Consider the following 14,557-nt stretch of genomic DNA (forward strand, 5'->3'; position numbering starts at 1 on the left):
ATGAGTTCAAATAAAAGATTAGTAGAAGAAGTTTTTAGCAAGATCCCTTCTGTTGATACAAGTCTTGTAAATGAAATGATTGAGAAAGAACTTAAGAATTTAAATAAAAAAATCATCGTACTCGATGATGATCCAACCGGTGTTCAAACCGTCCATGGAATTTCAGTTTATACAGATTGGTCTTTAGACAGTATCGAAAAAGGGTTCCAAGAGGATAACTCGATGTTCTTTATCTTAACAAATTCACGTGGATTTACAGCTGAAGAAACTACAAAAGCGCATCAAGAAATTGCTGCTAATATTGTGGAAGCTGCGAAAAGAAACAATCGTGAATTTACGATTATCAGCCGTGGTGATTCAACATTAAGAGGCCATTATCCGCTAGAAACCCAAGTGTTAAAAGAAACGGTTGAAGCAAGCTCCGATAACAGATTTGATGGTGAAGTAATCCTTCCCTTCTTTAAAGAAGGCGGACGCTTCACAATTGATAATATACACTATGTTCAATATGATGAGTATCTAGTTCCTGCAGGGGAAACAGAATTTGCGAAAGACCGTACCTTTGGCTATACCAAATCACATTTAGGCGAGTGGGCCGAAGAAAAATCTAACGGTGAATATAAAGCTGAAAATATGACGTATATTTCGCTTGAAAGCCTGCGTGCACTAGATATCGAAACAATTGAACAACAGCTTCTCAATGTTGGAGATTTTAATAAAGTCATTGTAAATGCCGTGGATTATGCGGATGTGAAAATCTTTACCATTGCTTTAATTAGAGCTATGAATAAAGGAAAGAACTTTATGTTCAGAAGCGCAGCTGCTCTTACGAAAGTGATCGGAGGAGTAAGCGATAAAAACCTGCTCACCCGCGAGGAAATTATGAGTGAAGACACCAACCATGGCGGGTTAGTCATTATTGGTTCACATGTAAAAAAGACAACAGAACAGTTTGAAGAGCTTAAAAAATTGGATACCGTTGAATTTATTGAATTCAATGTTCATCTTGTACTAGAACCCGAGAAGTTCGAGAAAGAACTTGCTAGAGTTGTAGAAACGACCAATAAGCTTATTATTCAAGGAAAAAATGTTGCGGTTTATACAAGAAGAGAAAGATTGGATCTCGGAGAAGACAAAAAAGAAGAAGAATTAATGCTTTCTGTAAAAATTTCCGATGCTGTTACAAGTATCGTAAAACGGTTAGAAGTAAGACCTTCCTTTATTATCGCAAAAGGCGGTATTACATCTAGTGATGTGGGAACAAACGGTCTTGAAGTGAAAAGAGCTACTGTAGCTGGCCAAATTCGACCAGGAATTCCAGTCTGGACAACAGGCAGCGAAAGCAAGTTCCCGGGAATATCCTATGTTATCTTCCCAGGGAATGTAGGGACAAAAACAGATTTAAGAGAAGTTGTAGAAATGTTAAGTAAGAAGTAATCAAAGGTTTGGCCTCTCCGTATGGAGTAAACACTATCTAAGTAACTCCTTACGGAGGCTGGCCGTTTTTTATGAAGGGGAGAGGGAGAAAAAATGCCAATAATTTCGGTTATTATAGGGGTTGCTCTGTTATTAGTATTAATGATGGGCACAAAATTAAATGCTTTCGTATCATTAATTATTTCTGCACTAGTGGTAGGTGTCCTAGAAGGAATGACACCTCTTAAGGCAATCGAATCCATCGAAGCTGGTTTAGGTGGAACACTTGGACATCTTACCATGATTATTATCTTTGGTGCTGTCCTTGGTAAGTTGATGACCGATTCTGGCGGTGCGCAGCGAATTGCCACAACATTAATTAAGGCTTTTGGTCAAAAGAGAGTTCAGTTGGCTGCTGTTGTTACCGCTGCCATTGTTGGAATTGCTTTATTCTTTGAAACTGGGGTTGTTGTTTTAATCCCATTAGTATTTACCATTGCAACAGCTGCTAGAGTCCCAGTTCTATATCTTGGTATGCCAGTCATTGCGGCTTTGATTACCATGCATGGATTTGTACCTCCTCACCCTGGCCCTACGGCAGTTGCAGATGTTTTTGGTGCAAATATCGGTATCACCATGATTTACGGAATCATCATAGCAATACCTGCATTTGTTCTTGCAGGTCCCGTTTATACAAAATTATTTAAAAAAGAATCGTTAGAAATTGAAATTCCAAAAGGACTATTTAATCCTAAGGAATTCAAAGAAGCAGAACTTCCTAAATTTGGAGTTAGTCTTTTCACAGCTCTTTTACCAGTTATTTTAATTGGATTACAAGCAATCGTAGAAATTTTTGCTCCTAAATCAGCAATTGCTCCGGTTACTGATTTTATCGGTAATGCGAATATAGCCCTATTAATTTCAGTCATTGTCGCTATCTTTACTTTCGGTTTAAATCTCGGTAAAAAGATGCCGGAAATTATGAAATCCCTTAGTGATGCTGTAAGCGGTATCGGGATGATTCTCTTAATCATTGCTGCCGGTGGTGCGTTCAAACAAGTCCTTGTTGATAGCCACATTGATAAATATATTTCTGATCTTATGGCTGGTTCGAACCTTTCACCGCTGTTTTTAACTTGGCTGATTGCAGCGATTCTACGAGTTGCAGTAGGATCTGCAACTGTAGCAAGTATGACAGCAGCAGGTATCGCTGCACCGCTTGTCGCTTCCGCAGGTGCAAGCCCAGAATTGATGGTATTAGCTGCTGGTGCGGGAAGCGTTACCTTCTCACACGTAAATGACGCAGGTTTCTGGATTTACAAAGAATACTTTAACCTAACAATCGGAAAAACTATTAAAACATGGTCTATCATGGTAACCATTATTTCCTTAGTTGGACTTGCTGGCGTCCTAATCCTGGATATGTTTATATAATCTAAAAAGGCAATGTTCTTCGGAACAATGCCTTTTTTTCATAAAGAATATCATTGTATTCAAAATTTTGTCAGTTACTTGTTAGTGTTACATTATTTTAATTCAAGAAACCTCATTTTACTTTTGATAAGGTTCCCCATGACATATCTAAAATATTTTACAAATTAATAGAATAAACACCAATAACAAATAGTATCATCTAAATAATTGTTTTTGGCATTGATTGTTGCTCTGTTTTATTTGAAAAAACCACATGGTTATAACTCAATCGTTTTTTCAAAAATAAATACAGATACAGCAATATCCTCTTCAATCTTTGCATCCGAAAATAAATGAAGCAGTTTTGAACCTACGATTTCCTCCATTCCCTCAGGTATTTTCTGCTTATATATATCCCGAATCATTTCGGTTCGGGCACTATGAATTACTTTTTTACCCTCTTGAGATTGTGCAATAAATTTTTCTGTCGGAGTTAGAATACCATACATGGTTGTGATAGCCATATTATCCACAAAGTGAGTAAAAATTCGCTCCGGTCCCTTTCCAAAAATCTCTTTCCGCATTTTCCGTACAATATCATTAAACGCTGTTTCCTTTTTCCCCACGTCTCTCCTCCTAACAACTCGATACTATACAACAAAGTCTACAAAAAATTCAACCTGTCCTAAATTTGTCTTGTTTTTCTGGTTGAGAGGAGTATAATCAATGCCGTTGGACAAAATTTAGACAAATTTTATTGATGGAGCCCTAATAAAACTTTTTGTTAGAACTCTATTTATTATTTCCAATGGAATGATTTATTAGTAGGCAATGCTAATTGATTACTCCACCACAAACTGTCGTCTGATGAGACGATTTCTTGTGGTGGAGTTTTTTGTTTAAAAATGGAAAATAATGTTTTTCTCTATTGCAAAGTATTTTCCAGTGTTCGTATTTGCGTCTGAAGAGATTAGGAAAATAAATTATTCATATCAGGAGGTTTTTAAAGGAATGTCTTGGATCGTCCTTCATTTTATCGGAATTATTTCATATGCAGCAAGCGGGGCTTTTGTAGCCCTTGAAGCAGAATATTCCTTTGTTGGGGTCTACGCATTGGGTTTAACCACAGCCTTTGGGGGAGGGATCGTACGAAATTTGATTATCGGTGTCCCTGTTTCAGAGCTTTGGGACCATTCCATCATTTTAACAGTTTTAATAACGCTGACATTCATCGTACTATTGCCGCTAAAGTGGATTAATCATTGGAAGCGGTGGAGTTTATTTTTTGATTCCATTGGTCTTGCTTCCTTCGCTCTTCAAGGAGCAATGTCAGCCCAAGAGGTTTTTTCTAATGATTTGGGCGTAATGGTCTTGGCGTCGATGTTTACCGGCGTTGGAGGGGGGATGATTCGTGACATCATCGCGGCCCGAAAACCCCTTGCTTTAAAGGAAGAAATCCATGCAATTTTAACGATTTTATGTGCCATATGTATTTGGCTGGGTTGGTACACCCCCATTCAGTTAACGCTGATTGTCCTTATTGTTATAGCATTACGCATGTCTGCTATTCGCTATCAGTGGCGGCTCCACCTGCCCTGCAATCATAAAAAGGGTAGGAAAACACAGATACGTATTTTTCTAGGTAGGAAATCCATAGAAAAGCCAATCTATGAAAAAAGCAAATAAAGATTTACCTGTCCAAATCTTATCAATATTACTTTACTATTTAAGCTTTAAAAACCATAAAAAGATTTAGGCCCAGTAGTCAACCTACTGGGCTATAACAACGTGCTAAAGAAAAATTTATCCAGTGACACTTAGCTCGGACTTTCGAAATTATACTTCGTCAATGGTTGAGAGCAGCAAAAAACATCTTTTTAATTCTATAAGAGTAATTTTCTACTTAAGAACCTCACTTACTTATGATACGGTTCATTCCGGTTAATCCGAAACGCCCGATAAATCTGTTCTACTAAAATCAGCCTCATCAATTGATGCGGAAAAGTCATCCGTGAAAATGACAGCTGTTCATTTGACCGCTTGATGACTTCATTACTCAAACCAAGTGATCCGCCAATCACAAAGGCAATTTTACTTTTCCCATATGTAGCCAACTTATCTAATGAATCCGCCAGTTCCTCGGATGACTGCAGCTTTCCTTGAATCGCCAACGCATAAACATATGTATCCTGGCTGATCTTAGCCAAAATCCGTTCGCCTTCTTTTTGCTTTACCTGCTGCATTTCCAGCTCACTTAATTCCTCAGGAGCCTTTTCATCGGCAACCTCGACAATCTCTATCTTTGCATAAGCAGATAATCTTTTTAAATACTCATCAATTCCCTGCCTTAAATATTTCTCCTTTAGCTTACCAACCGTTATGATCGAGATATTCACAATCCACAACCCTTTACAACTTAATTACAAACAGTTTACAAACAAGATATCCACAATAGTTATCCACATATACACAATTTTTATCCACATCTAGTATGGAATCATTTGTTCGCCACCATATATACAGCTTGATTTTCGCAGTATTCACAGGTCTCCGCTTGTTTATCCACAGCTATTTGTGATAAAACTGGATAAGTTTGATATTTATCCACAATATCATCTAATGCAATATCAATATGCTCCTCACAACTATAAATCATTTTTTCTCCCCACTTTCAAACATATCATTTACTATTATTTTGACCTTTCTAACTGTTATCATACTTTTGACCTCATCTATTCTATCACAAAAAGAAAAAGGGAAAGTGAATGATTCACTTTCCCTAACCATGTTTACTCCAGCTTTTCTAAAGACAAAGTCAATGTTGTTTCTTTCAGTTTACCCTCACGATAATACTTGACCTTCATCTTATCGCCGACTTCCTTTTTCTGATACAGATGCTTCCTGAGGTCAATCACATTCTTTATTTTTTCCCCATCCATTTCAACGATTACATCAAGTTCTTGTAATCCTGCTCGGGATGCAGGAGAATTCGGTACTACTTGACGTAAAGCCACTCCATAATTCACATCATCAGGTAGTTTCAAAGCTTCCTCCTGATAATACGCAGGAATTTCCTCTACTGATTTTAAATCAACGCCCATATATGGACGTTTAACGATCCCAAACTGCTCCAGGTTTTCAATAATAGGAATCGCTGAATTAATTGGAATCGATAGGCCTATTCCCTCAACGGTCTCCTGGGAGATTTTCATTGAATTGATCCCGATGACTTGTCCCGCCATATTAATTAGAGCACCACCGCTATTACCAGGATTAATCGCGGCATCCGTCTGCAGGACCTCTGATTGCCAGTCAACCACACCATCCTGATTGATATCGACTGGAATCGTCCGCTTCACACCCGAGATGATTCCTTGAGTAACAGAGCCTGAAAAAGTGGCACCCAGCGGATTTCCGATTGCAATTACTGGTTCGCCCATCTTTAGACTGTCAGAATTACCGAATGAAGCGATTCTTTTAATTTTACTTGCATCAATTTCAAGCACAGCCAGGTCTGTCCAAACATCACTGCCAAGCAGTTTAGCAGCAATCTTGGTTCCATCATCCATACTTACCTCGAGCCTTGTTGCTCCCTCTACCACATGATGGTTCGTGACAACATAGGCTTTATTGCCTTCCTTTTTATAAATAACCCCTGAGCCGGTTCCAGTAGCCTCTTCAGATGAACCACTATTATCCGACCAGAAGTTTGTCGATTGGATATTATTAATACCAACCACTGCATCGCCTGTTTTTTCAACCGCTTTAGTCGTATCGGTCTCCATATCATAGGATACCTTTTCAACCACATTTTTCACATTATTAGTATCCGTTTCAACTGCCTGGTTTTGATCTTCTGCTAGTTTATAGGGCAATATTCCTTGCTTTGATAGAGTTGGAACGGCAAGGATCACTAGTATGGCACCTATGATTGCCCCAGTCAGGCTTGCAAGAAATACACTGCCTCGTTTACTTCTCTGCTCACGGTAACGTCCCTGTGTATGATCATCATAATAACCCATATACACCATTCCTTTCTTCTAAAATTGCTATTTACTATTTTAGCTATCACTTACAATTATAATCATTCTTCCTTAAATTTCTAACCATTTGCCGGCATGGTTTAAAAACTTACGATTTTGTTCAAAATTAAAAATGGAGGCCCTAATAGGCCTCCATTCGGTTAGATTACACAGCAGTTAAAATGGTTGGAGTTTTTGGATCTGTATCATATAGGTCAAATTGTTCGCCTACAATTAATCCTTGGCCCTCTAATGTTTGTGTTACAGCCATTTTCGCTAAATCCTTCATATTATTATCAAGACTTAAATGGGCAAGATAAATCCGTTTTGTTTTATCTCCTATGACATCACTCATGGCAAGGGCAGCATCTTCATTTGAAACATGCCCCAAATCACTTAAAATCCGGCGTTTTGTATTCCAAGGATATCTCCCCATCCGGAGCATTTGCACATCATGATTAGATTCAAAGATATACACATCTGCATCTGAGATCGTGCCCTTCATCCGGTCACTCACATAGCCAGTATCGGTGATAAGCACCAGTTTTTTATCTGCATGATGAAAAACATAAAACATTGGTTCTGCTGCATCATGGGATACCCCAAATGATTCAATATCAATGGAACCGAAACTCTTTACTGTTTCCATATTAAAAACAAACTTTTGTTCAGTAGGGATTGCACCTACTGAACTTTCCATGGCACGCCATGTTTTTTCATTTGCATACACAGGCAAATGGTATTTACGGGCGAGAACTCCAATTCCCTTTATATGGTCACTGTGTTCATGTGTGACGAAGATACCGGAAAGCTTGCTGATATCGCGGTCAATCTGTGAAAAAAGAGATTCCATTTGTTTTCCGCTAAAGCCGGCATCCACTAAAAAGGAATGTTCATCAGACTCTACATACAAGGCGTTCCCTGTACTTCCGCTTGCCAAGATGCTATATCGTAACGACATACTTCTTCACTCCACTTTACTATTTTCCTCGCTATTAAAGTCAATAATCTGTCCTTCAAACGCATTAACAAACAAGCTTTCCTTATCATTTACCACCAAGCGCCATGTTGGTGCTAATACTTGGGATGCAGCCAATTGAATAAGCGTTGAATAGCCAAGCTCGATCTTTGTAATTTTACTCTTAGGCTGTAATACACCTTTCTGATGCAGGGTTTCAATCGCCTTTAATGGAGGCAGAATTTCCTCCTTTTCTGTCAGCTTGTCCATTTCTTCTAAATAGGTTTGCTGATAGGAAGTAATCTGGTTATCCTCATTTATATAAAAAATAATCATACCATTAATATTTTCGTATAAGGGGACATTTTCATATTGCTGAAAATAGGTGATCGTACCTTTTTTATCATTTTTCTCCCAATATTGATATTGATCACCGAAAAGAATGTTTTCTTTCATAAAAGGAGCAAGATCAGCAGGTTCAAATTTAGAATTCAGCTGAATGGGTTCATCCAGCGTAATGGCTAGGATAGAACTGGGCTCATCTGAAGTAGCACTTTGTCCTTTTAATTTAACAATATCGCCTTTGGTAAATGTCCTAGGCTTTGCACTAAGATATTGGCCTTTTATCGGTTCCTTAGGAAGCTCGACATATTTAATCTCATCGGCTTTTAATTTATCTTCAAAAGTAGTCGGGGTTATGACCTCGTAATTATTCGCATCACGTATCTTCATGAATTGAAAGAGTAAATACACGTCTAAAATCAAAAAGGTAATAATAAATATAGTTTTTATTTTACTCCAATCCATTCACAGGTCCACCTCCTAAGCCTTCCTGTGTCAACTGACTCCAAGACTTATCATAGCGATAATACCATGCTGGTTCCAGGGAAATCAGTTTATTCTCCTCAGCATCTCTTTCCATTCGATAACCGAGAACCAGATCTTCGAGAAGTTCCGGCTTAAAGTTCTTATCACTTTTTAGAATGGCCAGCACTTCATGCCCAGATAGAGGTGAGACCTTTTGTGTCTCTGTGATTAATGGAAGGTCTAAGGCAATATTGGGACGGACATATTTATTGATCTGATCACGTCCCCAAACCTCGGTAATCTCAGATAATCCCCGATTATTGAAGATAGGATATCCATCCATACTATATAAACGAAAGGTCACCGAGCGCTGTGATTCATTTTTAGACACATAACGAAAGGAATCTGTCCATCCGCCGTGTTCATTGACAAAATCAATACTTCGTTTGACCAAGTTATAAGAACTTTCAACAAAGCTATTATCTGTTGTCGGATTCACATATTGCAGAATATTACTATCATAGTTCACCGTCAATTTACTTGAATCATTTGTATACTCCTCCCCATATGGGACAGAGCTTTTCTGTACAAAACTTGGATCATCAAAAAGGGCATTTCTAAAATCATCAGAATTAAGAGTTCTAGGCAAAAACTTATAGGTGGTCATTTCCATATTGGCATCTGGAAGAAAGAATGTCTTTTTTTCTGATGCCTTATAGGCGAAATACTTTGGATATTTAGCCGCATTTCTATAATACTGACGGGTAAACTCATTTAAGTTATTTGAAGAAATGTGACTAATATAGACCTGCTGTGTTTCCGTGGAAACAAAATAAACCGTTCCATCACCTTTTTCCAAATCCTCTTCATGAATAATAATCCGATTAAAATTGAAAGGAGGAAGCTTTCTCCCTTCAATATTTAATACACTACTGTATAACTCAATCGGGACATCACCAGGAAAGACAATCTCCGTATTGCCGCTGCCATGGGTTAAGTTAGCCAAATTCTCCACCTTATCAGAGTAGTTTTTCACATCATAAAAGGTCCAGCTGCTCAGTACCTTAGTTATTTTCTCTAACTCAGTAGGATTATTAATCCCGTAGTGCTGCCCTTTTACATGAAATAATACTTGATCAGGTCTCACAATTTTTGTTACTTCCTGCTTCTCACTTACGGTAACCTCTTCCAACGTTTTGCTTTTTTCCAACGTGCCATAGTTGGGCTGATATGTCCAAAGACTCCAGGTTAACAGGATACTAACCAAGACTAAGATGGTTAAAATTCCAGATTTAATATTTTCATATCTCATAACCATTCATCCTCTTCAGAACGCTCGTATGGGAGTGAAAAGGAGATCTTTGTTCCTTTTCCTTCCTCACTTGTTGCCCATATCGCCCCGCCATGAGCCCTTACCATTTCTTTCGCAATCGCAAGTCCAAGACCTGTACCGCCCAATTTACGGGTCCTAGCTTTATCAACACGGTAAAAGCGATCAAAGATTTTTCCAATATTCTCTTTCGGAATTCCTACTCCCTGGTCGGACACACTTACGATGATTTTGTCCTCTTTTTCTTTAATTGAAAAAGTAACCTGTCCTCCTTCAGGAGAGTATTTCAAAGCATTAGAAATGATGTTGTATAACACTTGGGTCATTTTGTCCTCATCTACCTCTACAAAAATCACCTGTTTCGGAAGCTTTCGTTTAAATGTTACATTCTGTTCCTTGGCCATTTCAAACCGGTCAATGATACGGTCATAGAAATCAACGAAATTTACCCATTCCTTTGACAGCTTATAATCGGTGCTGTCCATTTTCGATAATTGAAGCAGATCATTGACAAGACGAATCATTCTTTCCGTTTCCGTCCTGGTTACCTCTAAAAAGTTAGGGGCAATTTCAGGGTCTGCCCAAGCGCCATCTGCAAGAGCCTCAAGGTAGCTGCGCATCGTGGTAAGCGGTGTTCTTAACTCATGTGAAACATTGGCAACAAATTCTTTTCTTTCTGCATCAATCTTTTCTTGATCCGTAATATCATGAAGGACACAAATTAAACCATTTACAAATCCGGTTTCCTTTTGGATGACTGAGAAGTTGGCTCTTAAAATATACCGCTCCGCTTTTGTACTATAATCCAAAATCAATGAGTCATTTTCCTCAAGTAGGTCTTCAAATGTATTGGTATCATCCAAATCCAATAGCTCAACAATCGGCTGAGACAAGACTGTTTCACGTGAAACATTCAACATTTCTGCCGCAGGGTCATTAATTAATATAACCCTGCCTTTTCGATCCGTCGCAATAACCCCATCAGTCATATAAGACAGAACGGACGAAAGCTTTCTTCGTTCTCCTTCTGTCATGGCTTGGGCTTCCTGCAATTTTTTTGTTAAATGGTTAAAAGTAACCGCCAATGTCCCTATTTCATCATGGCCGTATACTTTTACCTTTCTTGAGAAGTTTCCCTTGGCCATTGCCATGGCCTGCTTTTTCATATCGGCAATTGGCCGGGTGATCGTTTGAGCAAGCAAAATCCCTAAAAGTGCAGTAATGGATAAAGCAATGGCCGTACCAGTAGCAAAAATCCCATTAATTGTCTTCATCTGTTCAAAGACATTTTCAATTTTTGCTACTAAATAAATGGCACCAATTACTCTTTTTCCTGATTTAATGGGCGTCGAGAGGACCCAAATTCGATGCCCCGTCTTCTTATCAATCTTGATGGAACTTTGATCTTCTTCTAGTACCATGGATTGTTTTACCTGAAGCACGGTCGTCCTTTGACCAACAACACCCTGATTACTGGATTGAGAGGTGCCTAGTATCTTTAAAGAACGATTCTCAATCACTTGAACCTCTGATATATCATTATCACCAGCATCAAAATCTTTAAGAATTCCCTTTAAATCTTCCTCAAGTGTGGTATCCTCTGGCTTTCTTTCTTTTTTCATTTCTTCTACCACATTATAAGCAAGCAAATCTACCCGCTGCTTAATGGAAGTTTGAAAGTTTGTCCGCAATGTTTCCTCAAGCTGTCTGACAAAGTAAACACCAATGATTTGCATTGCTACCAAAATGAGCAGAACATAGATGAGGACAAACTTGACATGTATAGAACGAAAGAAACCAACCTTTTTCATCAATAACTTACTCCTGTTCAGGATTGCGCAAATAGTAGCCAACGCCGCGGCGGGTCACAATCCATGTCGGATGGCTTGGGCTATCCTCGATTTTTTCACGTAAACGTCTGACGGTTACATCGACGGTCCGGACGTCTCCATAATAATCGTAGCCCCATACCGTTTGCAGTAAATGCTCTCTAGTCATTACTTGACCGATATGCTGAGCCAAATAATAAAGCAGTTCAAACTCACGATGTGTCAATTCAATCGTTTCACCCCGTTTGGAGACTACATAGGCATCAGGGTGAATTATTAATGATCCAATCTCAATTTCATTCGTGTCATTTTCTGCATCAGGCTGAGCTAGAATTTGGTTATGGCGGCGAAGATTTGCTTTCACACGGGCAATTAATTCCCTCGTACTGAAGGGTTTTGTTACATAATCATCTGCACCTAATTCAAGACCCAGCACTTTATCAATTTCTGAGTCCTTAGCAGTCAACATAATAATGGGCATTTCATATTTCTTCCGGACTTCCCGGCAAACTTCCATTCCGTCTCGCATCGGAAGCATAATATCCAAAAGAATCAGGTCGGGCTGGATATCTTCCACCAATTGAAGTGCCTCATTGCCATCATAAGCGCAATAAACGGCATAGCCCTCCTTTTTTAAGTTAAACTGCAAAATATCTGCGATTGGTTTTTCATCATCAACAACAAGAATTTTCTTTTCCATACCATTACTCCTTTTGGTCAATTGATCTATACGAAATTAAATTATTTAAAAGTCATACCTATTCTATTTTACTTTACCATTGTTTAAGTATAAATTCATCTATCAGCAGCAATTGGCAAGTTTGGTATTAGATTTTTTTGGGTATACATAGAAAAGCCTCTAGAATGACCTAGAGACTCTAATGATTACTGTAAATATGTCAGTGGGTTAACCAGATTTCCATCTTTATAAACTTCAAAGTGAAGATGGACTCCAGTTGAATGACCTGTTGAACCCATAATTCCAATGGCAGTACCCTTTGATACAATTTGTCCTTCTGTAACACTTAGAGAAGACATATGTCCATATAGGGTGCGGAACCCATTATTATGATCAATAATTATTTTATTTCCATAACTGCTGCTCCAGCCGGCAAATACGACCACGCCATTATCAGCGGCTTTTATTGTCTTATTACTTGTTCCTGCTAAATCAATACCTTTATGCATTTTGCCCCAGCGCATACCCTGTTTGCTTGTTATCTGGCCCCCAACAGTCGGCCAGGCAAAACTGCCATCACCACGAGAAGGAATTACTTTCGTTCCCTTTATGACGACATGATTAACAGGTTGCGTAAGAATTTGTTCACTTGCCTGATCCTTTTTAACTGGTACACCATCTTGTTCAGCAATTTGATAGGTAACTATACGAGCACCGTTCTTACCCGCCTGTTTTTCTTTGCTTTCCCCTTTAGGAAGGGACGAGTCCTCAATAATCTGATCGATAAAAGGGATATCTTCCTTTTGCTTGACCTCTTTTTCAACTATTACGTCAACAAAAGGTTTAAGTTCTGTTATATTGATTTCCTGCCCTACTTTTAATAGGCTTTTCTCTGTTAAACCAGGATTCAGGGCTAAGAGGTCTCCCACTTTCATGCCGTGGTTTTGAGCAATGATTTCTAAAACATCACCAGGTGCCACCGTATATTTCTTTTCCTCTAATGTCCCTTTTTGTAAAAATGTCACCGCATTATCAGCAGTCAAAATTTTCTCCGGTACAATATTTTTTGCTTCAATAGTAATTTCCTTTGATAAGCGTACATCTAATAGACGTGTTTCGTTTTCTTTTAAAGGCGGAAGTTCGGCATCCTTTTGAGACTTTCTCGCTTCAAGCTCCTTTAATTGATCTTCAGTTACATATTGCAGTTTCAGCTTCTTAATGACCTTTTCAGCTGAATCCTTATTATCAAGGTAAACAACAGGTGTTCCATCGATTACAATAGCCACAGCTTCTGTTTCTATCTGGAAGATATTATTAAAGTTTCTAACGGTCTCTGTGTCATTTACCTGCGATTGGATTACTTGCTCCGGTATATATTGAACTTGAGGTTCAATATTCAGCTCGATATCTGAAAAAGACTTCTTCGCATGATCTACCTTTTCAGCAATAAGCTTATTTAACACATTCCTATCTGTTATATTTCCTATATAAGTGCCATTTAAATACACATGGTAGATCTCTGTAGAATTCGATGTTAAGGCCAGTGCCCCAGAGCCATGGCTGAAGGCAATAACTGATGCAGCTATTGCGGTGATGATAGATGTTTTAAGCACTAATGATCTATTTGTATTAGAGATTTTATTCAAAAGTGACATATTTCCCTCCCAAAACTGATAAAACGTTATCAAACCTATATGTATTCGAAAAAATTTTATCCTTTTTTTGACCAATATTACTGTAACATAGTTTTAATAGAATAGATTAATAGTCTCAGTAATGTAACATAATTGTATAGCAGCTGACATTTTTCATAATTAGACAACATTAGTAGTCAAATAATCACAGTTTTTTTTCGCTCGTAATCAATAAGATAGGATAAAAATACTTATAATGGTTGATATTGGAGTGGTAGATCTAGTTTTACTAAAAAAGGGAAAATTAAGGAAAATACTATTGTAAAAAAATAGAGGGGATTTATTTAACACCATAAAGCAGGGGATGCTTGTGCATAAAAAAAAGAAGCTGCATAGGCAAGCTTCTTCTTTTTATGGCTCAGGACGGAATCGAACCGCCGACACAAGGATTTTCAGTCCTTTGCTCTAC

At 38.3% G+C, this 14,557-nt stretch carries 13 protein-coding genes; 3 read left to right on the top strand and 10 right to left on the bottom strand.

The features are described from left to right. Both GXK58_RS18005 and GXK58_RS18010 read left to right on the top strand, forming a co-directional pair. Nucleotides 1-1,437: a four-carbon acid sugar kinase family protein gene (locus GXK58_RS18005; RefSeq protein ID WP_160724557.1), complete on the top strand. Its 1,437-nt coding sequence runs from the start codon at nt 1-3 to the stop codon at nt 1,435-1,437. Nucleotides 1,438-1,530: 93 nt separating this feature from the next. After that, nucleotides 1,531-2,850, top strand: a complete 1,320-nt coding sequence (locus tag GXK58_RS18010; protein ID WP_160724558.1) for a gluconate:H+ symporter — start codon at nt 1,531-1,533, stop codon at nt 2,848-2,850. Between the two features lie 257 nt (nt 2,851-3,107). Here GXK58_RS18010 and GXK58_RS18015 read toward each other — a convergent pair whose 3' ends face one another. Beyond that, nucleotides 3,108-3,455: a DUF2294 domain-containing protein gene (locus GXK58_RS18015; RefSeq protein ID WP_160724559.1), complete on the bottom strand. Its 348-nt coding sequence runs from the start codon at nt 3,453-3,455 to the stop codon at nt 3,108-3,110. Between the two features lie 385 nt (nt 3,456-3,840). On the opposite strand from GXK58_RS18015, the gene GXK58_RS18020 reads away from it, so the two are divergent. Then, a complete protein-coding gene (locus GXK58_RS18020) occupies nt 3,841-4,515 on the top strand; it encodes a trimeric intracellular cation channel family protein (RefSeq protein WP_160724560.1) in 675 nt (224 codons plus the stop codon). Between the two features lie 230 nt (nt 4,516-4,745). Here the strand turns inward: GXK58_RS18020 and rlmH are convergent, their stop codons facing one another. The 9 genes from rlmH to GXK58_RS18065 all read right to left on the bottom strand — a co-directional run bounded on the left by rlmH (nt 4,746) and on the right by GXK58_RS18065 (nt 14,109). Beyond that, the gene (gene rlmH, locus GXK58_RS18025) at nt 4,746-5,225 is read right to left on the bottom strand and encodes a 23S rRNA (pseudouridine(1915)-N(3))-methyltransferase RlmH (protein ID WP_160724561.1); all 480 of its coding nucleotides are present in this window, start codon (nt 5,223-5,225) and stop codon (nt 4,746-4,748) included. Nucleotides 5,226-5,326: 101 nt separating this feature from the next. Further along, nucleotides 5,327-5,485 (bottom strand): CxxH/CxxC protein, encoded by a 159-nt coding sequence (locus GXK58_RS18030; protein WP_160724562.1) that lies wholly within the window; start codon nt 5,483-5,485, stop codon nt 5,327-5,329. Between the two features lie 133 nt (nt 5,486-5,618). Then, nucleotides 5,619-6,851, bottom strand: coding sequence for a S1C family serine protease (locus tag GXK58_RS18035; RefSeq protein WP_160724563.1), 1,233 nt, complete (start codon nt 6,849-6,851; stop codon nt 5,619-5,621). A 166-nt stretch (nt 6,852-7,017) separates the two neighbouring features. Next, entirely contained in the window at nt 7,018-7,812 is a 795-nt protein-coding gene (locus GXK58_RS18040; RefSeq protein WP_160724564.1) for an MBL fold metallo-hydrolase, read from the bottom strand. Between the two features lie 6 nt (nt 7,813-7,818). Next, entirely contained in the window at nt 7,819-8,616 is a 798-nt protein-coding gene (locus GXK58_RS18045) for a two-component system regulatory protein YycI (RefSeq protein WP_160724565.1), read from the bottom strand. After that, nucleotides 8,603-9,928: a YycH family regulatory protein gene (locus GXK58_RS18050; protein ID WP_160724566.1), complete on the bottom strand. Its 1,326-nt coding sequence runs from the start codon at nt 9,926-9,928 to the stop codon at nt 8,603-8,605. Before GXK58_RS18050 ends, GXK58_RS18045 begins: the two co-directional genes overlap by 14 nt. Then, nucleotides 9,925-11,757: a cell wall metabolism sensor histidine kinase WalK gene (gene walK / locus GXK58_RS18055; RefSeq protein ID WP_160724567.1), complete on the bottom strand. Its 1,833-nt coding sequence runs from the start codon at nt 11,755-11,757 to the stop codon at nt 9,925-9,927. The genes GXK58_RS18050 and walK overlap by 4 nt, the downstream gene beginning before the upstream one ends. Nucleotides 11,758-11,764: 7 nt before the next feature. Continuing rightward, nucleotides 11,765-12,475 carry a response regulator YycF gene (gene yycF / locus GXK58_RS18060; RefSeq protein ID WP_160724568.1) on the bottom strand — a complete coding sequence of 237 codons (711 nt, stop codon included), beginning with the start codon at nt 12,473-12,475 and terminating at the stop codon, nt 11,765-11,767. Nucleotides 12,476-12,660: 185 nt separating this feature from the next. Then, a complete protein-coding gene (locus GXK58_RS18065; protein WP_160724569.1) occupies nt 12,661-14,109 on the bottom strand; it encodes a peptidoglycan DD-metalloendopeptidase family protein in 1,449 nt (482 codons plus the stop codon). Nucleotides 14,110-14,557 lie beyond the last annotated feature (448 nt).

The sequence above is a fragment of the Bacillus sp. USDA818B3_A genome (assembly GCF_009928415.1).
In the GTDB taxonomy this organism is placed as follows: Bacteria; Bacillota; Bacilli; order Bacillales; family Cytobacillaceae; genus Neobacillus.